The organism is Granulicella mallensis, assembly GCF_014203225.1.
Taxonomy (GTDB): domain Bacteria; phylum Acidobacteriota; class Terriglobia; order Terriglobales; family Acidobacteriaceae; genus Granulicella; species Granulicella mallensis_A.
This window is the reverse complement of sequence record NZ_JACHIO010000027.1, coordinates 29,893-54,954: the sequence shown is the minus strand read 5'-3', so window position 1 is coordinate 54,954 and position 25,062 is coordinate 29,893. Positions and strand designations below refer to the sequence as shown.

The 25,062-nt window shown below is 58.0% G+C and carries 23 protein-coding genes and 2 tRNA genes; 9 read left to right on the top strand and 16 right to left on the bottom strand.

Annotated features, from left to right (window positions below; genetic code table 11):
- Positions 1 to 52 precede the first annotated feature (52 nt).
- Positions 53 to 127, bottom strand: a tRNA-His gene (locus tag HDF15_RS22955).
- 58 nt (positions 128 to 185) lie between these two features.
- Between HDF15_RS22955 and HDF15_RS22950 the strand changes: the two genes are divergently transcribed.
- The 4 genes from HDF15_RS22950 to HDF15_RS22935 all read left to right on the top strand — a co-directional run bounded on the left by HDF15_RS22950 (position 186) and on the right by HDF15_RS22935 (position 3,020).
- Positions 186 to 728: a DUF4112 domain-containing protein gene (locus tag HDF15_RS22950; protein ID WP_184259947.1), complete on the top strand. Its 543-nt coding sequence runs from the start codon at positions 186 to 188 to the stop codon at positions 726 to 728.
- 180 nt (positions 729 to 908) lie between these two features.
- Positions 909 to 985 (top strand) — tRNA-Pro (locus HDF15_RS22945).
- 293 nt (positions 986 to 1,278) lie between these two features.
- Positions 1,279 to 1,980, top strand: a complete 702-nt coding sequence (locus tag HDF15_RS22940; RefSeq protein WP_184259944.1) for a hypothetical protein — start codon at positions 1,279 to 1,281, stop codon at positions 1,978 to 1,980.
- Between the two features lie 89 nt (positions 1,981 to 2,069).
- Positions 2,070 to 3,020 (top strand): hypothetical protein, encoded by a 951-nt coding sequence (locus HDF15_RS22935; protein WP_184259942.1) that lies wholly within the window; start codon positions 2,070 to 2,072, stop codon positions 3,018 to 3,020.
- Between the two features lie 50 nt (positions 3,021 to 3,070).
- On the opposite strand, the gene HDF15_RS22930 is transcribed toward HDF15_RS22935, so the two are convergent.
- Positions 3,071 to 3,436: a Rap1a/Tai family immunity protein gene (locus HDF15_RS22930; protein WP_184259939.1), complete on the bottom strand. Its 366-nt coding sequence runs from the start codon at positions 3,434 to 3,436 to the stop codon at positions 3,071 to 3,073.
- A gap of 129 nt (positions 3,437 to 3,565) precedes the next feature.
- Here HDF15_RS22930 and HDF15_RS22925 point away from each other — a divergent pair, with 129 nt between their 5' ends.
- Positions 3,566 to 4,840, top strand: coding sequence for a hypothetical protein (locus HDF15_RS22925; RefSeq protein WP_184259936.1), 1,275 nt, complete (start codon positions 3,566 to 3,568; stop codon positions 4,838 to 4,840).
- A gap of 59 nt (positions 4,841 to 4,899) precedes the next feature.
- Here the strand turns inward: HDF15_RS22925 and HDF15_RS22920 are convergent, their stop codons facing one another.
- Positions 4,900 to 5,433, bottom strand: a complete 534-nt coding sequence (locus HDF15_RS22920) for a hypothetical protein (RefSeq protein WP_184259933.1) — start codon at positions 5,431 to 5,433, stop codon at positions 4,900 to 4,902.
- 736 nt (positions 5,434 to 6,169) lie between these two features.
- On the opposite strand from HDF15_RS22920, the gene HDF15_RS22915 reads away from it, so the two are divergent.
- Complete coding sequence (locus HDF15_RS22915; RefSeq protein ID WP_184259930.1) at positions 6,170 to 7,528, top strand: alpha-L-fucosidase; 1,359 nt, start codon at positions 6,170 to 6,172, stop codon at positions 7,526 to 7,528.
- 368 nt (positions 7,529 to 7,896) lie between these two features.
- Here HDF15_RS22915 and HDF15_RS22910 read toward each other — a convergent pair whose 3' ends face one another.
- Both HDF15_RS22910 and HDF15_RS22905 read right to left on the bottom strand, forming a co-directional pair.
- Positions 7,897 to 9,318 (bottom strand): glycosyl hydrolase family 18 protein, encoded by a 1,422-nt coding sequence (locus tag HDF15_RS22910; protein WP_184259927.1) that lies wholly within the window; start codon positions 9,316 to 9,318, stop codon positions 7,897 to 7,899.
- Between the two features lie 471 nt (positions 9,319 to 9,789).
- Entirely contained in the window at positions 9,790 to 10,479 is a 690-nt protein-coding gene (locus tag HDF15_RS22905; RefSeq protein WP_184259924.1) for a M24 family metallopeptidase, read from the bottom strand.
- A gap of 50 nt (positions 10,480 to 10,529) precedes the next feature.
- Between HDF15_RS22905 and HDF15_RS22900 the strand changes: the two genes are divergently transcribed.
- On the top strand, positions 10,530 to 10,862 hold the full coding sequence (locus HDF15_RS22900; RefSeq protein ID WP_184259921.1) for a CHY zinc finger protein: 333 nt from the start codon (positions 10,530 to 10,532) through the stop codon (positions 10,860 to 10,862).
- Between the two features lie 125 nt (positions 10,863 to 10,987).
- Here the strand turns inward: HDF15_RS22900 and msrB are convergent, their stop codons facing one another.
- The 4 genes from msrB to HDF15_RS22880 all read right to left on the bottom strand — a co-directional run bounded on the left by msrB (position 10,988) and on the right by HDF15_RS22880 (position 14,618).
- Positions 10,988 to 11,617, bottom strand: a complete 630-nt coding sequence (gene msrB, locus HDF15_RS22895) for a peptide-methionine (R)-S-oxide reductase MsrB (protein WP_184259918.1) — start codon at positions 11,615 to 11,617, stop codon at positions 10,988 to 10,990.
- 39 nt (positions 11,618 to 11,656) lie between these two features.
- Positions 11,657 to 13,417, bottom strand: coding sequence for a cytochrome c biogenesis protein DipZ (locus HDF15_RS22890; RefSeq protein WP_184259913.1), 1,761 nt, complete (start codon positions 13,415 to 13,417; stop codon positions 11,657 to 11,659).
- 137 nt (positions 13,418 to 13,554) lie between these two features.
- Positions 13,555 to 14,046, bottom strand: a complete 492-nt coding sequence (locus tag HDF15_RS22885) for a GAF domain-containing protein (protein ID WP_184259910.1) — start codon at positions 14,044 to 14,046, stop codon at positions 13,555 to 13,557.
- Positions 14,047 to 14,117: 71 nt separating this feature from the next.
- Positions 14,118 to 14,618, bottom strand: a complete 501-nt coding sequence (locus tag HDF15_RS22880; protein ID WP_184259907.1) for a cupin domain-containing protein — start codon at positions 14,616 to 14,618, stop codon at positions 14,118 to 14,120.
- Between the two features lie 398 nt (positions 14,619 to 15,016).
- Between HDF15_RS22880 and HDF15_RS22875 the strand changes: the two genes are divergently transcribed.
- Positions 15,017 to 15,817, top strand: coding sequence for a helix-turn-helix domain-containing protein (locus tag HDF15_RS22875; protein WP_184259905.1), 801 nt, complete (start codon positions 15,017 to 15,019; stop codon positions 15,815 to 15,817).
- Positions 15,818 to 16,080: 263 nt separating this feature from the next.
- Here the strand turns inward: HDF15_RS22875 and HDF15_RS22870 are convergent, their stop codons facing one another.
- Complete coding sequence (locus HDF15_RS22870; protein WP_184259903.1) at positions 16,081 to 16,923, bottom strand: RDD family protein; 843 nt, start codon at positions 16,921 to 16,923, stop codon at positions 16,081 to 16,083.
- Between HDF15_RS22870 and HDF15_RS22865 the strand changes: the two genes are divergently transcribed.
- The gene (locus HDF15_RS22865; RefSeq protein ID WP_184259901.1) at positions 16,922 to 17,902 is read left to right on the top strand and encodes a stage II sporulation protein M; all 981 of its coding nucleotides are present in this window, start codon (positions 16,922 to 16,924) and stop codon (positions 17,900 to 17,902) included. The genes HDF15_RS22870 and HDF15_RS22865 overlap by 2 nt on opposite strands.
- Positions 17,903 to 18,057: 155 nt before the next feature.
- Here HDF15_RS22865 and HDF15_RS22860 read toward each other — a convergent pair whose 3' ends face one another.
- The 6 genes from HDF15_RS22860 to HDF15_RS22835 all read right to left on the bottom strand — a co-directional run bounded on the left by HDF15_RS22860 (position 18,058) and on the right by HDF15_RS22835 (position 24,866).
- The gene (locus HDF15_RS22860; protein ID WP_184259899.1) at positions 18,058 to 18,507 is read right to left on the bottom strand and encodes an REP-associated tyrosine transposase; all 450 of its coding nucleotides are present in this window, start codon (positions 18,505 to 18,507) and stop codon (positions 18,058 to 18,060) included.
- 394 nt (positions 18,508 to 18,901) lie between these two features.
- The gene (locus HDF15_RS22855; protein ID WP_184259897.1) at positions 18,902 to 20,389 is read right to left on the bottom strand and encodes a DUF58 domain-containing protein; all 1,488 of its coding nucleotides are present in this window, start codon (positions 20,387 to 20,389) and stop codon (positions 18,902 to 18,904) included.
- Positions 20,390 to 20,530: 141 nt separating this feature from the next.
- The gene (locus HDF15_RS22850; RefSeq protein WP_184259894.1) at positions 20,531 to 21,499 is read right to left on the bottom strand and encodes a MoxR family ATPase; all 969 of its coding nucleotides are present in this window, start codon (positions 21,497 to 21,499) and stop codon (positions 20,531 to 20,533) included.
- A 46-nt stretch (positions 21,500 to 21,545) separates the two neighbouring features.
- Entirely contained in the window at positions 21,546 to 22,763 is a 1,218-nt protein-coding gene (locus tag HDF15_RS22845) for a DUF4350 domain-containing protein (RefSeq protein ID WP_184259891.1), read from the bottom strand.
- Positions 22,760 to 23,785 carry a DUF4129 domain-containing protein gene (locus tag HDF15_RS22840; RefSeq protein ID WP_184259888.1) on the bottom strand — a complete coding sequence of 342 codons (1,026 nt, stop codon included), beginning with the start codon at positions 23,783 to 23,785 and terminating at the stop codon, positions 22,760 to 22,762. Before HDF15_RS22840 ends, HDF15_RS22845 begins: the two co-directional genes overlap by 4 nt.
- Positions 23,769 to 24,866 (bottom strand): hypothetical protein, encoded by a 1,098-nt coding sequence (locus HDF15_RS22835; RefSeq protein WP_184259885.1) that lies wholly within the window; start codon positions 24,864 to 24,866, stop codon positions 23,769 to 23,771. The genes HDF15_RS22840 and HDF15_RS22835 overlap by 17 nt, the downstream gene beginning before the upstream one ends.
- Positions 24,867 to 25,062: the final 196 nt, after the last annotated feature.

The following is a 25,062-nucleotide window of genomic DNA, read 5'->3' as shown; positions in this document are numbered from 1 at the left end:
CGCTGGACTGGATCGCCGACCTGGGCGTCGGTTTACAGAAGAAGAGAGTGATTGGGGCGGCTAGTGGGGTTCGAACCCACGACATCCGCTGCCACAGAGCGGCGTTCTGCCACTGAACTATAGCCGCCGTATCGAAGATGATTGTAGCATCCAACAGGTGTGGAAACGAAGCGAGGGACCCCCTGATGAACCGGAAGACGACAGAACCTGAGATTTTCACGCCGGGCCAGGCTCCTCACAAACGCTTTGGCGGCGGGGGCGGGGCGTTCCGCGACGAGAACCTGGACCTGCTCTCCCGGGTGCTGGACACCTGGTTCCGCATCCCCGGCACGAGCATCCGCTTCGGGCTCGACGGCATTATCGGGTTCGTCCCCGGCATAGGAGACTTTGCCGGGGGAGCGGCGAGCTGCATCATCGTGCTGGCGGCGTTCTTTCGCGGAGTGCCGATGGTCACGATCGCCCGCATGGTGGTGAACCTGGTGATCGAGGTCGGCGTGGGCATGGTGCCGGTGCTGGGCAATCTGTTCGACATCGGCTGGCGAGCGAACCGGCGCAACTACCATCTGCTGGAGAGCAGCCTGTACGGGCCTGCACGCGACACCTGGCACGACTGGCTGTTCATGGGGCTTCTCGCACTGGGACTGATCGCGCTGGCGATGCTGCCGTTCCTGCTGCTGCTGTGGATCGGCCATGCGCTGGCGCATGATGTGCGGACGTATGGGTGGTAAAGAAAGACCGAGAATGGGTGGTAAAAAGACCGAGAGTATGGCTGTGTCCAAAGCTGTTGAGGGATAGTGTTTGACGTTCTTGTTTTTCCGGTTGTCATTCCCGCAGGGAATCTGCTTCTTACTCGGTCACGGTAGCAGGGTGTGGTCAAGCCTGTTTTCAAATGCGATAATGGTGGAAGTCGGGGCGTAGCGCAGCCTGGTAGCGCATCTGCTTTGGGAGCAGAGGGTCGGGAGTTCGAATCTCTCCGCCCCGACCATCTAGATTCCCTGTAAATCCTCATAAAACCCAATAGACATGCGGTTTTGGCGTGTTTGGCTCGTTATCGAGCGTTACCCGCCGTTATACGCCGGAATGCTGATTTCGGGTAGCCCTTGGGTAGCCCGCTAGGCCATACCCGCAGGTAGGCCTCGGGATACGTCCGTCAGGCTTCGGCGGCTCGCTACCGGCTCCCTGATCGAGCACGCAGCCGCGAAGCGGACGTCACGGCCTTGCATCACGGATTCAGGAATGTTTTGACCGGATAGGGGTTGTGCTGCGACTATCGGCAGTATGCGATGGATCAAAGATTTGTTCCGTGCAACCCTGAGTCATTGGTGGGCGCTTATGGGTTGCGCCGTATCCAATATCGTCGGCATGTACGCCCTCGCACTTCAAAAAGACAATCATTGGCTCATTAGATCTTCCTTCGCCATAGCCGATTTATCCATAATCGTTGCTTTAGCTTTGGCGTGGAGAGACGAACATGCAAAGCTGCTCATAGAGATTGAGAAGAACAATGGTCCAAAGTTTCACCTTGAGATTGTGCGGTCTGTGTACTCACAGCAGAACGCTTTTCTTTTTGTAGAGTGTTCGCTAGTAAATCGCTCGCTGATTGAATCTGGAATGAGGTCAGCTCGGTTGATTGACCACGACAGAGCTACAGACAATGAAATCCACGCAAATGAAGCATTTCTGGCCGTGAGTCTCTATGACTCTTCGGTGAAACAAATCAGCGTGCAAGGGAATGAAAGTGGCGTCGTAACAGCCGAAAAGATCGGGATACTGCGTGTCGAAAACCTTCTGCGTAGTGCCCCGCCATTGCTCCCAAGAGGAAAACGTGAAGTTGGGTGGTTGGCATTTCCAGGAATTGCCTCAATTGCCGATGGACAGACTGACTCTAACCGCTTCGCGATTACTGTTTCAGACACACTTGGAGGTACCCACGGCCCTGTCGCCGTGCCCGCTCCTGTAGAGAGAGCAATAGTATTCTGAAAATAGAACGAATCCGGCAGAACACAACGAAAGGCCAATTCCTCTGGGCTGGCCTTTGATTCACGGTGTTTGAGTACAATTACGAAATCATGCTGAAGCGATTGGTTCTAGCGGTCGTGTTCGTCACATGCCTGTGTGGACGGCTATACGCCTTTGAACAGCAAAAGGGTGGTAGTAACGCGGCACAGAGCAAGCCCAGTCAACCCCAGCAGCCAGTTCCGCCAACGCATGTGGTTATTGACCCACCGCTTCCCGTCTCTGATAGCCAACCCCCAACCCCTATCAAGCCTGAAGCGTTTGCTGAGAAGTCCCTGCCAAGGTTTGAAAGGCCCGAATGGGTCATTGTGTACATCACGGCGCTCTATGCTTTCATAGCTTGGCTCACCTTTAAGCCCATCAAGCGTCAAGCCGATCTCATGGATACCCAAGCCAAGGACGCTCGCAAGTCTGCTGCTGACGCTGCAATTACTGCCCAAAACACTCTCGATGCTATTCGGCGGCAAGCCGATTTGTTGAAAGAACAGAGCGATCTGATGATCAGTAAGGAGCGAGCGCGTCTCACGTTGGAGCCACAGAACATTACGGAATTCCAGATGGACATTCCTTGGGACACCATAGATGTGAATATTCGGAACTATGGATACACCCACGCTCTCAATGTCAGGCTTGAGACGTGGTGCGAGATCTCCGATAGCGAAGATAGACCTAATTCTGAAAAGCGAGACTCGTCCGGCGTTAGCATAGTGCTCGCCAACACTGAGTCAGCCAAAGTCACTCTGCCCATCTCTTCGACCATATGGAGTTCTCTAGTTCCGCTCGCCAAAAACTTACACATTCATCTCTGGGGTACGTGTAACTATGAGGACGTCTTTGGGGGCACACATCTCATTCAGTTTGGATACATATTCAAGATTTGGCGACTGGGAAAAGTGTTTTCGAGGGATGGTCTGGACTTGCTGCCTGTTGCTTCATTGAGGGGGTGGACGAACTGTCCAGTCCCCAAAGATGGCTTTGACTCTAATGATCAAAGTCCGAGCTAGGGCATCCACCCCGCCTCAACAGATACTTCGGCTGTTCCTCGAAGGTCCACTCACTTCTTAGGAACTGCGCAGGGATAGGCATCCAGCAGCGATTCACTCACACCAACTGGTATCTCCACGTCCATGAGTTTGGGATGAGCTGTCATGTAAGCAATGTAAACGCGCGCTACAGTACCCATCGATGCACCATTAGCGCAGATGGCCTTAAGACCAGCGAGGTCCATCGCGTCGAGGAAGCCACTCAAATAACTAACGCATCGAATGGATTGCATGGCATCGGAGGTAGTTCCCGACGATCCGGCGTCGTTATAACGTATTGCGCCCTGGCAGGCCCGATATAGGTAAGAGCCACGGTCATTTTCCGGGATAGTCGGGGAGTTGGCACTGAGAGCGAGCATGAGTAGAGGGGCGAGCATGTCAGCCATACTCTCACACTCGCGGAAGACTTCCGTCGCTTTCCGGTATCCCGAACACGAAAAGAGGCCAGTCCGTTATGGGATGGCCTCTTTGATTTTAATGCTTTACCGAAGCGATCTGAATGCACGATGGATGTTGCCGTGGATGCCTATGTTCAGATCTGGCGAACCTATGACCTGGGGATGAAGATTATCGCCTTTACGTGTGGCGTGCGCCATGCGAGGATAGCTCGCATGATAGATAGCCATTACGTGCAAAGGTCGGCATACCTACGCCTTCTGCGCTGGCGGATCTGCTTTCGGTATCTCCACAAGGTCTTCAAGATCTTGGGCTCAATTTCCCTTGGGCTGTTTTGTGTTGCGGCACTATTGTGGCACCACTTCGGGACAGACCTTTCACTTCCTGTTCTCGCAGATTCAACTCCGATTTTGTTGGCGATTGTGGGGATAATTATGTCCTTCATCCCGCCCAAGAAGGAAACCGCACACATCGTCGCCTGCTTTGTTCTCATAGTCATCGCATTGGTAGGAACTGCTGTACTCACCGCCGTTCGTCTCCGGGGTGAGAATTCTCATAAAGCAGAAATCAATACCTTGGGGGCAAAGTTGGATGCAGTCGGCAGTCAAAACACAAAGCTCAGCAATTTCCTGATCGAGGAGCGGGGGACTGGTCGTATGACCGAGGCTGATCGTAGACGTGGAATCGAAACTACGTTGCGTAATGAATATATACTTTCGCATGATCCGATTGATCCTGAGATTCTAGCTGGCACGAAGATGCCACCCGCTGCATGGATGAAAGAAAAATTGCATGATTTAGGTGAAAATTGGACGGTTTCAGAAGAAGTCTCCCGAACAGCAGTACCATCGCCCAGAAGCTACATTGTTCTTGCTGGAGGTCCAAAATTTACGGGGCCGAATACCGCAGGGATAGAGGGTAGTGACTTTATCGCAGGATCAGCAATTGCGTTCAATATCCATTATAAAAATACAGGGCCGAACTCGATTCAACTGGTAGATCAAGCAGCGGTCGCATTCTTGAAAGACGACTATAAACCCGAAACACAAAAAGCCGTTTTGACTCAATTTGCAGAGGAAGTCAAGAGAGAAAAGAAGGCTTTTAACGGGCCGAAACCAGATGCCTCAAACGTTCACACGGTCGGGGCCGGGACAGAGGAATTTATTACGGACTCTGAATGGTCTGACACATGGGAACGTATTGCGTTTACTCAAGATGATCTTGACGCATTGAAAACTGGTACAAAGATTGCGTTTGTATTGAACGAAATCACTTACAAAGACGCTGGAACTATACATCACTTTCGGATGTGTATGTGGTTGCAACCACCCGCAGCTTCCGCCGGAATCTGGCATTACTGCCAGATATTCAACGATTCAGATTAAGTAAGTGTTGGCGTTCTCTAAGATACAACAGAAACATGCAAACTTTACTGTTCGCATGTTCATGGATTTAATTCATTGGGAGCAATTTCTATATGTTCAGTGGCGGGTGGCTGGCTACGCTCCCTTTGGTAGAGATCTTTCAATCTTCGCCTTTGAAGCTCTTTCTCCAAATTCGATTTGGGCGCAGGGGAGCGTTCAAACATTAACTCCTGATTGCTTTTCTTCACTAAGATTGCAGTTTCCCTGCGAACGGCGGAGGTGCGAAAAGCTAATGAGAGCATTAGGTACACCGCCGAAACGGTGAGGCTCTCCCAAGGATATGTTTGCACTCTCATGCGATGAGTTGGATGCGCGCTAAGGAATACTATGCCCATGACAATGAACGCAAAAGAGGCAAACATTGTGAATGCCATCGTGCGATAAAAATGAGCTTCCAAAATAGGCTGCCGATAAATAAGCAAAGCTCTACGCCATGCGGATAGATTTGCGCGGTAGCTCAGGAAGCTTTCTGCTGTCCATTCCTTTGGAAGAGGCCAACTGTCAAAAACTTTCTTGACTAAACTGGCGGTTCGCCGGATGTCAGCTTCTGCCATTCTTTTATCCTGGAGAGTCGCGTTCGAAGTTGTTCCCAATGTCTCCAACCAGCGATGCCAAAACTCTATGCGCTTAGTGGATTCGTCGAGTAGACGGAGTCGTCTAGCGCTGCGGCCAAGATCTCTTGCCCAAGTGAGTATCGCCCCAATTACCGCAACCATAAGCGATACTGCGGCGGGTAAAAGCAGTTTTGAAGCGTCGGAGAACTGGAACGTAGACATGCAAACGTTCTATCAGGCCTGCGCGACTGAAACCTAATTCACCCTGCTTCTTACTTGTGCCGTTCCATATTGGGACTTGCGACTTTTCGTTTGACGACGGGTTCGCAGCGTAGAGGCCCTGGCGAACGACGCGCGCGATGGTCTCTGGGCCTGCCCAGAAAGTCGAGAGGGCGGATGGCCAAGATCTCAACTTGCGCTACAGATGTGGGTGCCCCACGTCTCGCTTCTGAGACGTGGGCGTTTGACGTGGCATGATCTCCTGAGCGCAATGTTCGATTCATCGGCTGTTATCCAACAAAACCCTCGGCATGTCCTACAACCCACATCTCAAAACGAGATGTGGGGCACCCATTTTTTTCCGGCTCAGACCTGGACCACCCGCCCAGGTATTGAATGATTTGAGCGCTCAATTCAATATTTTGATCGGGCCGCTTTAGGTGTGTTTCTCGGATGTTCCTGTTTGTGGCGGGTTCGTTTGACGATCGACGCTTTCGAAAGATATTGTCGATAGCGCATGAGCGCTTATATTGCAAGCCGTCGCCAATTTCTTCGTCGCTCCCTCGCTACAGCTTCACTGCCGTTTATCCCGCATTTGGCCTTCGGAGAATGTCCGGAGGACGTGCGTACCGCCTGGTATCGCGCGGCGAAGTTCGGCATGTTTATTCATTGGGGGCCTTACTCGCTCGCTAGTGTTGAGGCCTCCTGGCCCATCATGACTCCAAAACCGGGAGGGATCAGCGAAGCTGAGTATGTCGCTCTTCACAAGCGATTCAATCCCGTCAACTACGATCCCGACAGCTTCATCGATCTGGCACGTGCAGCCGGTCAGCAGTACATGGTCTTTACCACCAAACACCATGACGGTTTCTGCATGTTCGATTCAGCCTATACCGACTACAAGATCACCAACACGCCCTATGGGAAAGACATCGTCAAGCAACTCGCGGACGCCTGCGCCCGGCGATCGATGCCTCTTGGTTTGTACTATTCTCCTCCTGACCTGCATCATCCCGGCTTTCGCGATACCTCCAGGCCGGCGAGTGAGACCTGGCATGGTCAGCCTGAGCGCCCTGAATGGCCTACGTATCTGCAGTACATGCAGCTGCAACTGACCGAGTTGCTCACACGTTATGGCGATGTGAAGGTGATATGGTTCGACGGTCTCGATCACCAGGAAAAGTATGATGGCCGGCGCGTGCTCGACATGATCCGTACGCTGCAGCCTGCGACCCTCGTCAACGATCGCATCGGTGTTCCCGGCGACTTTGTTACCCCTGAGCAGTTCATCCCGAAGGTGATTCCCACGAAGGGAATGCGTGCGCATGGTCCTGGCGCCGACCTTGAAAAGGGATCTCCCCTAAGCGCACCCAGACAGGCAGATTTTCAGCTTTGGGAGACCTGCATGACGATCAACGACACGTGGGCCTATAACGCGCATGATCATCACTACAAATCGGCGCAGGATCTTATTCGTGCCCTTGTCGAAGTCGTCAGCCGTGGTGGCAACTTCCTTCTCAACGTTGGTCCACAGCCCGATGGGACGATTCAGGCAGAGTTTCAGGAGCGCTTACGCCGTGTTGGCGATTGGCTGACCGTCAATGGTGAGTCCATCTACGGAACTACCTTTGGACCGATCCAGGGTAATGCTGGCTTTCGTACTACGGCGAAAGACAATGTTCTATTTCTTCACGTCTTCGATTGGCCCTCGGCATCGCTCACGATCACCGGCGTTAAGCCAAAGGTTGTTTCAGCACGACTGCTGAGCAACAATCAGAGACTCGTTTTCCAACAGTCGGATAGCGGTTTGCAGATTACACTCCCGCCGCAGGCACCTGACAAAGACGTCAGTGTCATTGCACTGAGGATGCTTTAGGTAGTGTCTGACGAATCGGAGATAGGGCTTTTGTTTTTGTCTTTGCTTCTGAGATAGGTCCGGGCTTTAGCCCGGATATTCAGACAGGCGATAAATGGGGCTTCAGCCCCTGGGATAGGCTCTCCTCTCCGCAGGTAGAGAGGCCAAGAGAGGAAGGCTATCCCAGGGGCTGAAGCCCCATTCGTGTTTATTCCATAATGCCCAGGCTAAAGCCCGGGCCTATCTCAGAGACAACAGCAAAAACGTAGCCGTCGATTCGTCAGACACTACCTGGTGGGATGAGTCGTTAGTTTGTCGAAGAAATTACATTGAGGTTTTGCTCTAAGCGGTGGGGCGGAGTTCGAATCTCTCCGCCCCACCGCTGCGGGCTATAGGTTGTTTTGGACTACAGTCAACAGGGAATGGGGAGCTGGGGCGTCTCCTGTGAGTTCCCAGATCATCACGCCGCCGTATTGTGCGCCTAGCTGCGTCTCTTGCGCCATTGTTGATTCACCGACGTAGAAGAGAGCCTCTCCGCCATCGAGTGAGCCGCCGCTAACTTCGTCCGACTGCCAGGCGTTGGGATAAGCCGCCAGGATGGTGTTGTATTCCTCTTCCGTATTGCCGTCGGAGCTTTGGCCGAAGAATGGTACTCCGAGTGTGATCTGATTCTTCGGTACGGACTTTGTTACCGCGTAGTATTGCAGGCCAGCCTGGGCGTCGGAGTAGTTCGAATAGACCATGACGTTGACGAAATCAAATTGATGCAGGGCTGAGTCCGGCATCGCGCTCTGGAGATATTCCGCTACAGCAGCGGAGATTACTTTGCCCTCCGGCCGGAACTTGGAGACGAGTGCGCTTACAAAGGTGCCGTAGGGAGTGCCCATGTTATTGGGGTCTTCGATGTCCAGATCGACTCCGTCCAGGTTATGCGCAGTGAGATACGTCGCGAGCGAGTTCACTAGCTGCGTTGAAAGGCCCGCGTTGTAGAACTGAATAATCTGCTGGTCGCCGCCACCACCGCCGATGGAGAGCAGCACCTTGACTCCGGCTGCGTGGGCTGCGTTGACGAGCGCGGCGATAGCGGAGTCACTCTGGTTGAGGGAGAAGGTCATATTGCTGCTCGCGGTGCAGGTGCCGCTGCAGGTTGGCGGAACTCCAAACGCGAGATTCAGATGCGTCATCTTGGAGAAGTTAATGCTTGTTGCATAGGTGGCGAAGCTTCCGTTGTAGTCAGGCACATAGCCGATCAGCAACGGGGAACCGGTCGTGCCGCCACCGCCGCCGCTGCTGGCGCTTACTACGATGTGGTCGACATCGGGGGCAGAGCCTGTCGCATTGAAGAATCCTACGGAATTACCGCTGCCGGCGGTGAAGTTGGCCTGGAAGGTGACCGGGGCTGCGGGAGCTGTCCAACTGCTGCCCGTCAGATTGGTTAGAGTCGGCCCTGCGCCATTATTGATTTGGAGGGTGAAGGAGCGGGCTCCGCCGTCGCTGCCTTCCGTGTAGTACAGCGTGACCGTGTAGGTGCCGGTGGTAGGAACACTGATGTTCTTGATGCGGAGATAGTTGGCGTTGCCGTTTCCGATATTGCCGATACGCGTGCCGTTCAGACATCCGGAACAGGCTTCTGATACAGCCGTGCCCTCAAGCGCGTTGGCGCTGGCGTTGCCTTCGTAGGTGGTTTGCGCGTGCAACAGGGTGAAGGGAGCCAGTAAGGCCATTGCGAGGAAGAGAACGAACCGGGAGATGAAGCAGCGTTGACCGAGCAACTCAACAAAGGAACCTGCGGCCATGCGGATGCGTGACATATTGCCTCCTTCTTGCTGTGGGTAGAGAGGGTGGTTATGCCATAGAAGAGAGCAGTCCTTGAGCACAGGACTCCTTATGGCCCGACGAGAAGAGAGCTCGGGGTCTGGCATTTTCGGGATGAAACGGAATCATCTGCTCTGGTGGAGCGAGAGGATGACTTAGCTGCCGATATTTCGTTTTCTGGAAACGGGTGCGGCCTGCATCGTTGCTGCTCCTTCGGGAAGGTGGAGTCAGGGTTGCTAAAGGAACATTAAAAACTTTTGGTAGCGGAACACTATCAGGTGGGGAATCCGTGTGTCAATAGAATTTCTTCTAGACTAACGCTTGTCTGACAGCGTTTTAAATAAACGATGCCGCGCCCGCGAAGAAGTACTCAGTTCTTTGTAGGTCTTGGCTGAGAATGCACTCGGTGGGGTTTCAATCAGCTAAGAGCTATGAGGGGTTGAGCAGAGAGTTCAATCTATTGCCGGTCAGACGGTAAGCAGCTCTTCGAAGAAGCCGCCGATCTGGCGTTCCCTATCCACAAAATGAATCTCCAGAATCCAGTGTCGCTGCCGGCCTTCTTCGTCCTGGGAGCGCATGGTCAGGTTGCTTTTGGGATGAACGTAGAGCGTTACCTTGTCGTCGGCGATGCGTTCGTGAGGGAACTGACCGATCAGGTGTCCGGCGATGGGGCCTCCGAACTCCCAGCCGAACTTTGCCGCCAGGGAGTGGGCGTAGTGGAAGAGCTCGCTGCTGGTGATATCCGGCGTCTCCTGGAAGTGCTTCTTGCCCTCTGCAAAGGCCTGGGCGATGTCGCGCTGCATCTTGAGCTTTGCGGGGTCGGAGCCGAGCACGAAGGTGCGGCCGAAGTCGGCCTCCCACTGCTCGAAGACGGGGCCCAGGTCGAGGAAGAGGATATCGTCTTCGCCGAGGGCAAGGTCGGGAGGGTTTTCAGCATAGGGGAGCAGGGTATTTTTACCGGCACGAACGATGCGCTTATGCCAGTAGGTTGAGATGCCGAAAAGCTCCTTCGCCAGGGTGTAGATCTCTTCGTTCAGGCGGCTCTCGGTGATGCCGGGACGGACCAGCCCGCGGGCTTCCACTTCGCGGAAGAGCTGTGCCGCCTTGGTCTGTGCTTCGAGCAGCTCTGCGGCTCGTTGGTCTTCCGTTACGGTCATCCTGGGTCTCCGGGATAGAGAATATTGGCTTCAGGTTCTACTCTAAAGGCATGCCCGATTCTCGGCCTCAAGTACACGGAATCGATCTGGACGCGCAGACCCGTTGTGCGCATTACAACAGTTCGGTCGACATTATCGCGATCAAGATGAAGTGCTGCGGCGTCTTCTACGCGTGCAAAGACTGCCATCATGCGCTGGCAGAGCATGAGATCGAGGTGTGGCCTCGCAGCGAGTGGGACGAGCCAGCGGTGTTGTGTGGGGCGTGCGGGGAGGTGCTCAGCGTGCGGGAGTATATGGATTGCGGTAATGTGTGCCCGAACTGTGGTGCAGGGTTTAATCCGGGGTGTCGCCATCATTATCGGGATTATTTTGGGGCGGAGTGAGTTCGGTGCGGGTAACGGCTGCGGAGGTAGAAGGGGACTGTTGAGCTAAGAGCTACGAGGAATTCAGCGTTGAGGATTGATTGCCTCGGTGCTGAATCTCTCGTAGCTCTTTGCCGATAAGGTGCCTATGCGAATTTTACGAAGCGCATGGCGGCTGAGTTCATGCAGTAGCGCAGGCCGGTGGGGCGGGGGCCGTCGTCGAAGACGTGGCCCAGGTGGGCGTCGCACTGGCGGCAGGAGACGGCTGTCCGGTCCATGCCGAAGGTGCTGTCGGTATTTTCGATGATGTTCTCCTTGGCGATGGGCATCCAGAAACTGGGCCAGCCGGTGCCGGAGTCGAACTTGGTATCTGAGGTGAAGATTGCGTTGTCGCAGCAGATGCAGCGGAAGAGGCCCCGGTCGTGGAGATCCCAGGAGTTGCCGGTGTAGGCGCGCTCGGTGCCTGCGTGGCGCGTCACGTCATAGGAGATCGGCGAAAGCTGCTGCTTCCATTCAGCGTCCGTCTTTACGACGCGGGGGACAGTGACTTTGCCGATCTTCTTCCCGGCATCCGAGAACTGGATGAGGGTGACGGGGCCTGTTTGGCTTTCCCCCTTGGCTTCTACTGCGAGGGGGGACGACTTGTGGAGCGACCAGAGTGCGACGGCTCCGCAGGCCCCTGCTGCCGTGGCGAGGAAGGTGCGGCGGCTGGGACGCTGTGTGTGCGTCGCTCCAGTCATCTGAAGATCTGACTGCTCTTGCCGATGGTCTGTCATGATTGATTCCTCTTTTCTATAGACGCTTGAGGCTAATTTTTAGCCGAAGGTGAAGGCGTACGCCTGAACGCCGGGAACGAGAAACTCGATGCGGAAGGTGCGGTCCTGGATGGAGCCCTGCTGGCGGATCAACTGGTAGAGACGGTTTTCCGTCACCGTGCCATAGCCCTCCGCGTCTGTGTCTACACCGTGGTCCGCGCCGGGGGCTTTGCCGTCCAGTGTGACGCGGAAGCGGATGGGTTTGCCGTCCTTTGATGGACCCAGGACGAGATGCAGGTCGCGTGCGTGGAAGCGGTAGAGGATGCTGCCGCCTGCCGGCGCGAGAGACGTGGCGATCTGGCTTTCGTCAAGCCAGTTGCCCTCAAGCGCCCACTGATTTTTCTGGAGTTTGGCCGGGGCTCGATAGAGCTGCATGTCGTCCTGGTTAAACCCATCGGGGGAGGCAAAGTTCTGCGCTCTCTCGTACCCGATGTAGGTCTCCGGAGACTGCGTGTCGTCGGAGGCTGCGGCCTCGGCTCCGGTGGCCGCTACCTGGGTGGCGGCATCGGGCAGTGGCTTGTGGTTGGCCTCTTCGAGCAGGCCGCGAATCCACTTCTCCGACTCGTCGTAGTTGCCCTCGCCGAAGTGGTGGTAGCGGATGTGGCCGGTGGCGTCGATGAAGTAATGCGCGGGCCAGTACTGGTTGTTGAAGTTGCGCCAGATACGGTAGTCGTTGTCCATCGCGACGGGGTAGAGAACGCCGAGATCGCGCACGGCCTTCTGAACGTTGGCCTCATCCTTCTCGAACGGGAACTCGGGGGTGTGGACGCCGATGACGACGAGGCCGTCGTCCTTGTACTTGGCATACCAGGCCTTGATGTAGGGCAGGCTGCGGATGCAGTTGATGCAGGAGTAGGTCCAGAAGTCGACGAGCACAACCTTGCCGCGCAGGGAATCCGGCGTCAGCGGGGGAGAGTTGATCCACGCCGTCGCGCCGTTGATCTGGGAGAGAGCATCGCCGGAGGCGGAACCGCCAGTTGAGGGGCCGGTCATCTCGCTTGAGACGGGTGTGCCCTGTGGGTTGCGGGCCATCATCTGGTCGTTCTGGGAGTGCAGGCGGTCGACGAGCCGCTGCTCCAGGCCGGAGGTGCTGGCGAGCGAGAGGCGGGTGAGGACTCCGCGGTCGAGGCCGAAGGCCACGGCAACGACGCCGGCGAGGACGGCGACGCCGAGGATGCGGCGAATCCACTCTTCGGCTCCCAGCGAGCGCTTCATCGCAGAGAAGACGCGGCCACCGGCGAGCAGCGCGAGCGTCAGGGAGGTGGCGGCACCTGCGGCGTAGGCGAGGAGCAGGACGGTGGTGTGGGCGCTGGCTCCGCCGAGGGCAGCACCGGTGAGGATCAGTCCAAGGATCGGTCCGGCGCAAGGCGCCCAGAGCAGGCCGGTGCCGATGCCGAGCAGAAACGAGTTGGCGACGCTGGGGCCTGCGCCGGAGCCCTGCGAGAGGCTGTTGCCAAGGCGAACGAAGGGGCGCGAGAGGCGCTCGGCGAGCGAGGAGAAGAGCAGCGTGAGGCCGAAGATTCCGAAGAGAACCAAGGCTGCCGCGCGACCGAACTGGTTGGCGCGGATGGCCCAGCCGCCTCCGACGGTGGCGAGGCTGGCGATCAGCGCAAAGGTGACGACCATGCCCGCCAGCAGAGGAAGTCCGCTCTTACGAAAGGGCTGGTCGGAACGCGCGAATACGAATGGAAGCACCGGCAGAATGCACGGGCTGAGAATGGTGAGGATGCCACCAAAGTACGCCAGTAGAAGTAAGAGCATGGGTTTCACCCATTCCTTTTGACCCTTCGCAAAGGGGAACTGCGGAGGGAGGGTCTTTCCTGTCCGCGGATATCTGACGCACCAACGCCCTCTTTGGTTACGGATTTGGGGGCGATTTGGTTTTCAGGAGGGGATCACTAAGCGGGATGCTGCTCGATATAGGCTCCGACGATCTGTGCGGCTTCTTCGAGAAAATCGCGGTCCGCGTTGGTGAAGGCGGCGGAGTCGTGGCTGTCGATATCGATCTCGCCAATCACCTTCCCCTGGACGTAGATGGGGACGACGATCTCGGACCTGGTGTCGATGGAGCAGGACAGGTAGCGGGGATCGGAGTGTACGTCGTCGACGATGACGGTCTCGCCAGAGGCCACGGCTGCGCCGCAGATGCCCTCCGTTACGGGAATGCGGACGTGGGTGGTCGGAGCACCTACGAACGGCCCGAGCACGAGGGTCTCGGGATCGTGGGGATCGAGCATGTAGAAGCCGGTCCAGTTGTAATAGGGGAGACGTTGCGTGATGGCCGTGACGATGCCTTGCTGGAGGGGTTCGAGCGTTGGTGCGGTGGCAGCTAGCTGCCGGATATCGGAGAGAAGGTCGAGCATTTCCGTGGTGAGGCCGGAGGTGGACATATCTGATTTCTATCACCGATTCTGTCCGGCAGATACGGCTCGGCCGCCCTCGGAAGGGGCGGCCGATTGGATTATCCGAGCGAGATGCCGATCGCTGCGTTTTCGTCAGGCGAGGCGAGCCAGAACTTATACTTCGCCGCGAGCTGAAAGAGCTGCTGCATCGCCTCGGGAGTGGGCGGTGCGGGAGGCACAGAGGGATCGAAGGGCTGGGCGAGTTCGCGGAAGAAGTTGTAGAGCTCCTGCTTGCTCACCGTGATCGAGGTGGTTGGAGCGGGAGAGGTGTTGCGGAGGGCGTGCCGGATGTTGCCGGGGATTGTAACGATTTCGCCAGCCGTCACGGTTTGCCAGCCTGCGGTCGGGCCTTCGGCCTGGAAGACTTCGAGAGCGCCGTCCAGCACGTAGAAGACTTCGGGATCGGCGTGGCTATGGAGCGGAATGACGACTCCGGGGGGAACGGTGCCGCGCATGACGGTGATCGGGTCGTTGACCTGTTCGGGCGTGGTGAGGAACTGAAGCAGGACTCCGAGAACGTTGTAGGTAGGGTGTGTGGGGGCGGTGGGGAGGGTGCTCATGAAAAGGGTTTCCTTTGGGGATCTGGAACTACAAGTCCATGACACCGCAGATGAGATCGGGAGATTTGTCTGATTCTTCGCTTCTGTGTCCAATCGTCCGGTTTCTTTGCGGGCGTTCAGAGCACTTCTCTTTAGCTATCGGCTTCACCACAAATTGTCATCTCGACCGTAGCATGACGGCTTTATGTCATGCGCAGTGGAGAGACCTGCAGGCTTGCGAATGGAGGCGATACTGCCCGCACGAGCAAGCTGCAGGTCTCTCCGTCCTGAGCGAAGTCGAATGGACGACGGCAAAGAACGCCCCTTCGGTCGAGATGACAATGTATGGGTAGGTAGTTCATGAGGTAGCTTTAGGGAAAGCCTTCTGCCTCTATATGGAACGGTTCTAAGATTGAGGTATGGGCTCCGCACTCCATCTTCAGCGAATCGCCGGTGAGATCTCCCCCGAGCCGGTTTGTCAGCTCTTCGAAAGCCAGGTGCTGGCGAAGGTTCTGACTCCGGCTGAGTTTGAGTTCGGGCTGGGGACGTACGACCTCTCGCGATGCCGCTATGCGCCCGGAGAGATGATTCTGTGCCGGAGAAACATCGAAGAGTGGGTGCGTTGGCGCAGCTCGATCCAGATGCTGTTGATCACGGTACCGGATGACACGATGCTCTCGGTCGCCGAAGAGATGGGGAACGGTTCGCGGGAGCTGCATGAGACACCGCGCTTTGAGGATGAACGAATCCGCGCGCTGGTGACGGCTGCCGAAGCTGAACAGGCGGCGGGGTCTCCGGCCGGGAGAGTCTATGCGGACTCCCTTGGGCGTGCGCTGGCTGCGGCGTTGCTGCAATCGCGAGGAACGTTGCGTGCTCCGCGCACTTATCGTGGAGGACTTACGCCGGTGCAGCTTCGCCGGGTGACCAGCTTCGTCTACGAACATCTGCATGAAGACCTGAGCCTGCTGCAGATGGCAGAGGCGGCCGGACTGAGCCCATCGTACTTCTCGCAGATGTTTCGGCAGTCGGCGGGGCTGGCCCCGCATCAGTTTGTCCTGAGGGCGCGGGTGGAGCGGGCCAAGGAGTTGTTGGTAAGCCGGGAGGCGCGTGTGCTTGATGTGGCGCTGGCTTGTGGGTTCCAGACGCAGCAGCACTTTGCGAGAGTGTTTCGGGCGCTTTGTAAGGTGAGTCCTACGGAGTTTCGGCGACGGTTGGTTTAGTAATACGTCGGTGGGTAGGGTTTGTTTTTGTTCTTGCTTTTCTGGCTTGTCATTCCGAGCGTAGCGAGTGAATCTGCTGTCTCCCGTTCTTCGTTCGTACCGACCAGAAAACAAGTGATCTAGAACTGGAGCTACGTTGGAGCTAGCCCACAACCTTTGTGAAGTCCCTGGCAAAAAACGGGAGACAGCAGATTCACTCGCTGCGCTCGGAATGACAAGCCAGAAAAGCAAAGCTAGAGCTTAAGCCTGGTCTGTAATCTTCCCTAAAACCCGCGCCCGCTGCCGCGCATCTGGTACGCGATAGATTCCAGTATCCGCTCAGGGTTGCCCTCTGGTAGAGGCTGGCCCATCTTCGTTGCCATCTGTCCGGCGATGCGGTAGGCCATGGTTGCCCTGGTCTCCATCGGCAGATCGAGCATGCGCGCGAAGAAGGTGTCGATGATCAGCAGGTCCTGGGTGTTCAGGCGTGTTATGGCATCGGCAGGGAAGAGCGATGGCACACTCTGCTGCCACGGGGTTTGCATGGGCAGGGCCGTGGGCGCCAGAATCGTCGTGCTGGTCTGGTACAGCAGAGGCTGCTCGTCCATGCGTTCGTGCACAACCAGCGTGCCTGCGGCGAAGTCGCCCAGCCGCTTGTTGCGTTTATTGCAGACCATGGTGATTACGCCGACCAGGTAAAGCGCGGGCATATAGTCGACGATGCGCAGCAGATTGCGTGCGAGTGCCTCAAAGAAGGTGATCTGGCGTCCGGAGTCTTTGATGACGCGCAGTTTCATGACGCGCTTGCCCAGCGTCTGTCCCTGCCAGAAGGCCTCAAACAGCGCGAAGTAGCCCCAGTACAGCAGGAACTGGAAGAAGATGAACAGGGCGAGAACCCACTTGCCCGCGGTATCCAGATTGGTGTGGCCGCTGACGTGCGGAAGCGTGGAGGCGAATGCCAGAAGGCCAAAGAATTCGATCAGATAGACGGCGGAGATCGCCAGCATATCCAACAGGAGCGCCACGAAACGGCTGCCAATGCCAGCCACATTGAAACGCAGGTCCACCTGTTCCGGTGTGTCAATGTTAAGCTGATCCTCGAAGCCGATTCTCTCGAAAGTCGACATGATCTCAAACCTCTGGATAGATCTTCGTAAGAATAACTGGAACCGGCTCGACGTGCTCGTGCGTCAGGTCGAGAGCCATGGCGTGAAGTCGCTCGACCCTGCGGAGCTGCGCGAGCTGGGCCTGCTCTATCGCCAGGGCGCGGCGGACTTGAGCTCGGCGCGTGCCGACCGCAGCTCGCGGGCGCTGGAGCAGTATCTCAACCGTCTGGTGGGGCGCGCGCATAACTATGTCTATTCGGGGCAGCGCATCTCTGCTGCGAGTGTGTGGCGGTTCTTTGCCTATGGCTATCCCCGGCTGCTGCGGCGGCTGTCGGGCTATGTGACGGCGGCGACCGCTGTCTTCCTGCTCGCGGGGTTGCTGGGAACGCTGATTACGATTGTTCGCCCGGACTTCGCAACGATGATGCTCGGTCCGCAGATGATGGACACGATTCAGCAGCATAAGATGTGGACCGATAGCGTATTGAGCGCGAAGCCGCAGGCGTCGTCGGCGATTATGACGAACAATATCGGCGTCTGCTTCATGACGTTTGCCGGGGGGATTCTGGCGGGCCTCGGCACGCTATTTCTGCTCTTCAATAACGGCCTGGAGATCGCGGTGGTGCTGACCTGCTGCGCGCAGCACCATATGGCGCTTAACCTGGTGAGCTTCATGGCTGCGCATGGGGCGCTGGAGATTCCGAGCATCATGATCGCCGGGGCCGCCGGTCTGCGGCTCGGTGCGGGGATTCTCTTTCCGGGGATGCTGCGGCGTCGCGAGGCTCTGGCTCTGGCGGGGAATGAGGCGGTGCAACTGATCTCGGGGACGATTCCTTTGCTGATCGTTGCGGGTACGCTTGAGGCTTTTCTCTCGCCGACTCATGCTCCCATGGCGCTTAAGTTTGCGGTCTGCGCGGTGCTGTTTACGGGGTTGGTGGTGTGGTTGAGCGAGGGTGGACGGCAGAGGGTTGGAAAGCAGAGTGTAGAGAGTAGAGCGTAGAGAAGGCATCGTAGCGCTTCGTTGGGCGTTTGGGTGTTTCATCTTGCCGATGCAGCGCGAAGCGCCAACCGTGACGCTTTAGCGTCGCGGAGACGGAGGGTAAGGGAGGCAATCGCCTTCAGGCCCCTGAATTAAGACCACCCAAAATGTGGCCTTTAGGCCCGGAGGTGGAGCGGCATGGGGTCCAGCGGGCCACGTCCTGCGGAGGTGTAGGGGTAGACCTCCGGTGTTTGAGCGAGCCTCTCATGAACAGGATTGTCTTCGATATATCGCACGCAGGTCAGGAACTTTTCTTCGTCCAGGATCTGGGTTTCGTTGAAGCTTCTCGTCCAGACATCGAACTTGCTCTTCAGGCGGAAAGAAAATCCTCCCTTGATGAACTGCACGGTCTTTTCGAGCGAAACATCATGGGCAGGTGTGATCAGCGCGTGGAAGTGATCGGGCATGATGACGAACGCGTGCAGTAGGAACCTGCCTTGACCCCGGTAATCAAAGATTGTTTGTTGCAATAGTTCAGCCGTCGCCGTGACCTGAAAGAGGCTTCGGCGTTGAGCCGTAACAGCAGTGAGGTGGTAAGTTCGGGTTTCCTGTGGAGCGCGATCCATGTGGGCAGCATAAACGAAAGGCCCGGGCCTAAAGGCCGCATTTTTGCTAATCCTATTTCAGGGGCTTGAAGGCGATTGCCTCCCTTACCCTCCATACCGCGACGCTAAAGCGTCACGGATGGCGCTTCGCGCTGTGTCTTCGGTGGCGTGTGCGTTCGTGGAGAAGGCAAGCATTTGTGCCTGCACCGGCAGACAGCAGGTTCCTCGCTGCGCTCGGAATGACAACCAGAACGGCGAAGACAACCGCAACCGCAAAAGCAGATTCCCTGCGGGAATGACAAAGCAAGAAAGGCAACACAACAGCAAAGGCAACAACAGCAAAAACAGGAGAGGTGGGTTTGCTTCTGTCTTTGCCGTCTACACTCTATCCTCTACTCTCTACACTCTGTCTTTCCTACAGCAGGCCTGATGCCTTGACTTCGAGGTACTTGCTTACGGCGCGCATGCCGACTTCGGCTGCGGTGGTTTCTACGATCAGTACCCCTTGCCGTTCCAGTTGTGCGATGGTCTCTCGGCGGCGTTCCAGCATCTCCTGGGCGGCTGCGGTGTGGAACATCTCGCTGCTTATCTTGGGGGTACGTGCGGCGAGTTCATCCAGTTCGGGATGCTTCAGCAGTACCAGCACGACCAGGTGACGCCGCACCAACTCCGAGGCGGCGGTTACCAGTTCAGGGCGTCCGGCGCTGTCGACCAGTTCGGTGATCCAGACGATCAGACCACGGCGGCGTTGCGCGGTCTTCAGACGGGCTACGGCGTTTAGATGGTCGGCCTCGGAGGCTTCGCTGCGCGTCTGGCTCAACAGGTCGATCATCAGCCGCACGTGCGACGCGCCCGCGCCCGGAGGCAGGAGCTGTTGGACGTCCCGGCCATAGGCCATCAGGCCGAACTTGTCGCCGGAGCCGTTGATGACCTGGGCGAGCATTGTCGCTGCTGTCGCGGCCTGGTCGAGTTGAGTGACGGTCAGCAGATGCGCGGCTTCGCGCTCGGAAGTGGTTTCGGCGAAGGCTTCCGTGGAGTCTCGTTTGACTTCAAACGCTGTGCGGGAGAGCCGTCCGGCGTCGAGTACCATCCAGACCTGTTGTGATCGCTCTACCGTGAACTGGCGTGTGACGAGCTTGCCGCGGCGGGCTGTAGCCGTCCACGAGACGTTGCGCAGCTCGTCGCCCTGCTGGTAGTCGCGCATGCTCTCAAACTCGCGGCCTACGCCGCGCAGACGCAACTTGCGCTTCTGCATCTCGATCTGGCGGGCGCGCAGGAGGTAGAACTGCGTGCGCTCGCGGCTGTCTTCGTGCGCGGGAAAGACGCGTACTCGTTGCGGCTTGTGTGGCTCGTCGCCGCCGAGCGTTTTGACGACAGGCTCCGCGGCGGCCCAGCGCTCCACCAGGCGGAAGGCTCCGCGATAGCGCAGAAAGACGCGCCCGAGGGCGAAGTCACCGCGCTGGCTGGGATAGATCGTTGCCGCGCTGACGACCTCTTCGCGTGGAAAGACTTCGAGGCGCTGTTCTGTGGGAGCGGCTACGAGTGCGGAGTGCAGGTCGTCCACCAGGCGTACATCGAGCACGGCGTCGGACTCCATCCGGACCGCGAGCTCGATGCGGGTGGGCTGTCCGAGCTGCGGCGAGTCGATGAAGCTGCGGGTGATCGTGAAATCTTCAGGGCGGGGAAGCCGCAGGGCGTCGATCAGGATGAGCACGGCTAGTAACGCGTCCCAGCCGAGCATGAACCCGATCCGGCGGATGTGGAAGAACGCGGGGATCGCCATGAGCAGCCCCGCTGCTATCAGCAGCAGCGCGAGCGGCGTGAGACCGAAGCCGAGCACGCGGCCTGTCTTGCCCAGTGGCTTGGCAGTTGCGGTCGCGGGTTGTGGGATCAGTGTCTGCATAGAAGAGAGTGATAAGTGACAAGTGGCAAGTGATAAGTAGAGAGATTGGGTGGTTCGGGCTGTATTGGGTTGCGGCAAGAAAATTCTTTGTCACTTGTCACTTGCCACTTACCACTTACCACTTATCACTTATCACTCGTACTACTTCGGAACCTGGGTTGCGGCGAGCACGTCTCTTACGACGCGGTCGGTGTCGAAGCCTTCCAGTTCGGCTTCGGGCCTTAGCGTCAGGCGGTGGCGCAGGACGGGGATGGCGGCTTCTTTTACGTCGTCGGGGATCACGAAGTCGCGGCCTTCGCGAGCGGCGAAGGCTTTGGCTACCAGCAGAAGGCTGGCGCTGGCGCGGGGGCTTGCGCCGAGGGCCAGGGACGGCCACTCGCGGGTGCGCCGTACCAGGGCGAGGAGATAGTCGAAGATCGCTCCCTCCACCTGCACGGAGCGAATCTCGCGCCGTGCGGCTGCCAGCAGCTCGAAGGGGATCGGCTCGATGGCGATGTCGGAGAGTCCTGTGCCGGTGTGTGCCGCGTGGTGCCGTTCGAGGACGGTGCGTTCGTCGGCCAGTTCCGGGTACTCGACTTTGATCTTCAGGAGGAAGCGATCGAGCTGCGCCTCGGGCAGGGGATAGGTGCCTTCGAACTCGACGGGATTCTGGGTGGCGAAGACGGTGAAGTACTCGTCCAGTTGGTGCCGCTCTCCGTCGGCGGTGACCTGCCGCTCTTCCATGGACTCCAGCAGCGCGGCCTGGGTGCGAGGCGGCATGCGGTTGATCTCGTCGGTCAGCAGGAACTGCGTGAATACGGGGCCTTTGTGGAAGCCAAAGTCTCCGGTCTTGGGAGAGAAGACGTTGGTACCCAGGATGTCGGCGGGCATCATGTCGGGCGTTCCCTGCACGCGCCTGAAGTCGAGCGCGAGGAAGCGCGCCAGCATCTTTACGGCCAGCGTCTTGGCTACGCCGGGGACGCCTTCGATCAGTGCATGGCCTCCGCACAGCATCGTCAGCAGAGCCTGCGCGACGGCCTCCTGCTGGCCGGCGATGACGCGCCCGATCTGCTCCTGCCCTCGTGTGAACAACTCTGTGGTTGCCGCTACGCCCATGCCGTTTCCGCTCATTCCGGTCTCCGTGTACGAAATTCTTTAAATTGCATCTTGATTCTGTTCATGCGATCGCCCGCTCTCCGACTCGGAGCTTCGCCCGTACGGCTTCGGCGTCTCCGTTTAGAGCCTGGACCAGTGTCAGGGCGCTGTGGGCCGAGATGGATGTTCTCCGCACATCTTCCGCATCGCGCAGATGTGCGGCAATCGTCGCCGCTAAAGTTTTGACCTCGTTTCCGAGGCGCGTCTGCAGTGCCTCGGCGATAGCCTCCGGGCCTTGCTGTACCGCAGCCTGTGAGACTCCCGCCTCACGCGTCAGCACGCGCAGCAGCCTGCGGCGAGCGGCTTCGGTGGCCGCGCTGGTGGCTCGGCCCTTTTCGTAGAGATCGCCCATGGACTCGGCGAACTCCACCGGCGAACTGCGCGGGAGAGTGACCGGCATCCGCAGTGGACCGCGCCTGCGGCTGAAGCTCAACACCAGCAGGACGAACAGGGCTATCGCCTGTAAGGAAAGCCAGCCCAGGGGAAGGCCCCTGGCCGTGTCCCACAGGGAGGGAATGATCTCTTCGTGCAGCGATTCGTCGAAGACCACATCGCGCCCTTCACCGACACTGGCCAGCAGCAGCCGCAGATTGGCATCGTGCTTGAGCCCGCTGTTGCTCAGTGGCGAGGCGGAGGTCCACCATAGGGCCTCGCCCTTGCCGACGGCGTAGCTCACGACGACGGCGTCTGCGCCGCAGCGTTGCTGCACACGATACTGCGGTCCTTCGCCGTCCCATTGATCGTGCTCGTCGAACTCCACCTGGCCGCTGCGGGCAAGGGCTCCGGGGCCTTCGGGAGTGCTTTCGCACAATCCTCCGCGCAGCATGCCGCGAGGCTTGACGGCTCCGCCCGGCAGCAGCAGAGCGCCGGCGGAATCGGTCGTGAGAACGTGCCCGCCGCGCTCCAGAAAGCTCTTGATGTCCGCGGCAAACGTATTTCTGTCGGTCGCGGCATAACGAGGCTCTGCCAGGATTAGCGTTGTGCGGTCAGCCTGCAGATTGGCAAGCTCATGCAGGGGCTGCTTCCAGCGCGAGATGGACCGTCCCTGGGAGTGCGTGAGATCTTCGAGGACCAGGTAGGCGGCTTTGGCTCCGCCGGGAGCGGCGTTGTAGCTGGTTGGACGCGGGTCTTTGTCCGCAGTCGTGGGCGACAGGATGCTGACTCCCACGATCAGCGCGACCATGATGCCGGTGAGGATCAGCAGCAGCTTACGGTCGCTTTTTCCTTCGCCCAGGTTCATGCTGCCTCCCCGGGAGTGGCGGCAGAGGAACCGATCTCGTTGGCGGCAAGGTTGTCGTAGAGCGCGCGGACGCGGCTGTATTCTTCACCGTCGGCCTCGCGAAGGCCGTACCAGACGCGTTCGAAGATCTGGGTCAGACCACGAAGTCCCTGCTGCTGCGGAGACCCCGGCTTCAGCAGACGAACGTACTCTCTGGGAGTGCGCGTGGGGTTATGCGTCCAGGCGCGTCGCGACTCCAGCGACACGATAGCGGCCCAATAGAGGCAGTGCACGGCCTCGCGCCACTCGTGTTTAGCGGCGTGGGCTTCGGCCATCTTTGCCCAGTCCGTGGCTTCGCGGTCCCAGGCTGTGGCTTTTGTCGCGCCCTCGCCCAGGGCGACGCGCAGTCTCTGCCGGGCCAGACCCCGCAGCACGAAGAAGAGCAGCAGGCCTGCTGCGGAGGTAAACAGCAGCCACTCCAGCAGCGTGCCAAGCCAGGGGGCGGCGGAGCCGATACGGGAGACGCCTTCAAAGATTCGTTCCAGCCCGTAGAGCAGTTTGGTCTTCTGGCGCTCCCACCAGGTAGGCCCGTCGTCTCCCTGGAACTCCGGCCTGGAAAGTATGTTGTTGGTCTGGGTCCGGGCTTTGTCGAACTCGTTTGCAGGGGTGCCGTTCGGGGAGGTTTCGTCCTGGGCCAGCTCGTCGAGTTGAGCGGCGGCATCGTGCAGTAGAACTTTACGGTCTTCCGGCTTAGCGGTCTTTGCGTCGTTGAGGGCGGTTCGCAGCCAATCCCAATGCATCTCAAAGCCGCCGGGGTGGGCGGGATCGCCGATCTGTTCGTCGCTCACGACCTTGGCGTTGTCGCACGAGGCTGACTGAGACGCGCAGGCGGAGACCAGGCTCTGAAGCTGCGAGATATCGGAACGAAGCTGTGCCGGAGAGACGCTTCTGAGCGCAGGTGCGGCCATCGCTGTGGCTGCGCAGAGAGCCAGCGATGCTGCGAAAGCCGCGTTCCTGGTTAGATTTTTAGAGTTTCGTTGCATCGCCAATTTGGCCTGCATCCTCTTCGCTTATGACGGTTGCCGGAGGGGCCGGCGCAACGTTATCTGTTACGGACATTGTTTGAGGATAGGCCACTTCTGCCTGAGGAGACGCTACCACTGGATAGACTGCCTCCGTCACGACGGCCTGCTGCGGCGCGGTCTCCGGGCCCAGCAGCATCAGCAGGTCGAAGGCTTCCTTGCGCACCCGTTGATCGAAGTAGACCAGAGACAGCCCGATCAGTGCCACGGGAGAGACCAGCGTGTGCGCGAAGAAACTCACCAGCAGGATCGCGCCTTGCGCCAGTACATGTTCTTCGAGCGGGGAGCGTCCGATAAGGATCAAGAAGGGGAACTGAATCATGCCTGCTACCCAGAACAATCCTGCTGCAATCAGCAGGACAAGAAAGACCCGGCCCTTGGCGCCGTTGGAAAGAAGTTTGCTTCTGCGCATCGACGACCGTACCGTCGCCTGCTCGACCACAGCGATCTGCACGCCCAGCGAGTTCCGAAGGTAGGCATAGAAGCCATAGGCCAGACCGCCGAAGCCTGCCAGGAGCGCCAGCAGGATAGCCAGCCAGTAAAAAGCAGTCAGCTTCATCGCAAAGAGAACGATGGCGGGCGTCACCAGCAGCAATGCGACCCAGATCATGCTCCCTGTCTGCCACAGGGCGATTCCCAGGTATCTATACCATTGTCCAATCGTGCCCTTGAGCGACAGGCCGACGGTCGCGATTCGTCCCAGGTAGACCTCGCTAAGTGCATAGACTGTGGCTGCCTGCGTTACTGCTGTCGCCAGAAGGAAGATGAAGATCGCCGCAACGTTGACGATCTCGGTCCCAACCAGCGCTGCGCTGCGCCCGTAGTGGACCAGCACTAGATGATGGATGAATAATCCGAATCCCTGGGTGACCAGTTGTACTGATCCCGACAGGGCGGAGATTCCGGCGAATAACCAGAACCTTGACCGATAGATCGAAAAGGTTCGGTCCAGGACTTCTCCGACGGAGAGCGGACGAAGTTCATAAGCTGAGATAGAAGCCCGGGCCGCTGTTTCCGGTGTATGCCAATCCTGTGACGCCATCCAACCTCACCTCTTGGAACGAAAAACCCTCAGACACTGTTTCCGGGAAGAATAGCATCTGTGGCCGCAAAATCCTGTGAAAGTGGGGAGATGCAGTGTTTGACGAATCGACCGCGATGCTCTTGCTGTTGTCTCTGAGATAGGCCCGGGCTTCAGCCCGGGTGCTATGGGCAAAGGTGAAAGGGGCTTTAGCCCC

Excerpts from the sequence above, each read along its gene's own strand:
- HDF15_RS22950 (WP_184259947.1), top strand. The coding sequence starts at position 186 with ATGAACCGGAAGACGACAGAACCTGAGATTTTCACGCCGGGCCAGGCT.
- HDF15_RS22940 (WP_184259944.1), top strand. The coding sequence starts at position 1,279 with ATGCGATGGATCAAAGATTTGTTCCGTGCAACCCTGAGTCATTGGTGG.
- HDF15_RS22935 (WP_184259942.1), top strand. The coding sequence starts at position 2,070 with ATGCTGAAGCGATTGGTTCTAGCGGTCGTGTTCGTCACATGCCTGTGT.
- HDF15_RS22930 (WP_184259939.1), bottom strand. The coding sequence starts at position 3,436 with ATGCTCGCCCCTCTACTCATGCTCGCTCTCAGTGCCAACTCCCCGACT.
- HDF15_RS22925 (WP_184259936.1), top strand. The coding sequence starts at position 3,566 with ATGGATGTTGCCGTGGATGCCTATGTTCAGATCTGGCGAACCTATGAC.
- HDF15_RS22920 (WP_184259933.1), bottom strand. The coding sequence starts at position 5,433 with ATGGCAGAAGCTGACATCCGGCGAACCGCCAGTTTAGTCAAGAAAGTT.
- HDF15_RS22915 (WP_184259930.1), top strand. The coding sequence starts at position 6,170 with ATGAGCGCTTATATTGCAAGCCGTCGCCAATTTCTTCGTCGCTCCCTC.
- HDF15_RS22910 (WP_184259927.1), bottom strand. The coding sequence starts at position 9,318 with ATGTCACGCATCCGCATGGCCGCAGGTTCCTTTGTTGAGTTGCTCGGT.
- HDF15_RS22905 (WP_184259924.1), bottom strand. The coding sequence starts at position 10,479 with ATGACCGTAACGGAAGACCAACGAGCCGCAGAGCTGCTCGAAGCACAG.
- HDF15_RS22900 (WP_184259921.1), top strand. The coding sequence starts at position 10,530 with ATGCCCGATTCTCGGCCTCAAGTACACGGAATCGATCTGGACGCGCAG.
- msrB (WP_184259918.1), bottom strand. The coding sequence starts at position 11,617 with ATGACAGACCATCGGCAAGAGCAGTCAGATCTTCAGATGACTGGAGCG.
- HDF15_RS22890 (WP_184259913.1), bottom strand. The coding sequence starts at position 13,417 with ATGCTCTTACTTCTACTGGCGTACTTTGGTGGCATCCTCACCATTCTC.
- HDF15_RS22885 (WP_184259910.1), bottom strand. The coding sequence starts at position 14,046 with ATGTCCACCTCCGGCCTCACCACGGAAATGCTCGACCTTCTCTCCGAT.
- HDF15_RS22880 (WP_184259907.1), bottom strand. The coding sequence starts at position 14,618 with ATGAGCACCCTCCCCACCGCCCCCACACACCCTACCTACAACGTTCTC.
- HDF15_RS22875 (WP_184259905.1), top strand. The coding sequence starts at position 15,017 with ATGGGCTCCGCACTCCATCTTCAGCGAATCGCCGGTGAGATCTCCCCC.
- HDF15_RS22865 (WP_184259901.1), top strand. The coding sequence starts at position 16,922 with ATGATCTCAAACCTCTGGATAGATCTTCGTAAGAATAACTGGAACCGG.
- HDF15_RS22870 (WP_184259903.1), bottom strand. The coding sequence starts at position 16,923 with ATGTCGACTTTCGAGAGAATCGGCTTCGAGGATCAGCTTAACATTGAC.
- HDF15_RS22860 (WP_184259899.1), bottom strand. The coding sequence starts at position 18,507 with ATGGATCGCGCTCCACAGGAAACCCGAACTTACCACCTCACTGCTGTT.
- HDF15_RS22855 (WP_184259897.1), bottom strand. The coding sequence starts at position 20,389 with ATGCAGACACTGATCCCACAACCCGCGACCGCAACTGCCAAGCCACTG.
- HDF15_RS22850 (WP_184259894.1), bottom strand. The coding sequence starts at position 21,499 with ATGAGCGGAAACGGCATGGGCGTAGCGGCAACCACAGAGTTGTTCACA.
- HDF15_RS22845 (WP_184259891.1), bottom strand. The coding sequence starts at position 22,763 with ATGAACCTGGGCGAAGGAAAAAGCGACCGTAAGCTGCTGCTGATCCTC.
- HDF15_RS22840 (WP_184259888.1), bottom strand. The coding sequence starts at position 23,785 with ATGCAACGAAACTCTAAAAATCTAACCAGGAACGCGGCTTTCGCAGCA.
- HDF15_RS22835 (WP_184259885.1), bottom strand. The coding sequence starts at position 24,866 with ATGGCGTCACAGGATTGGCATACACCGGAAACAGCGGCCCGGGCTTCT.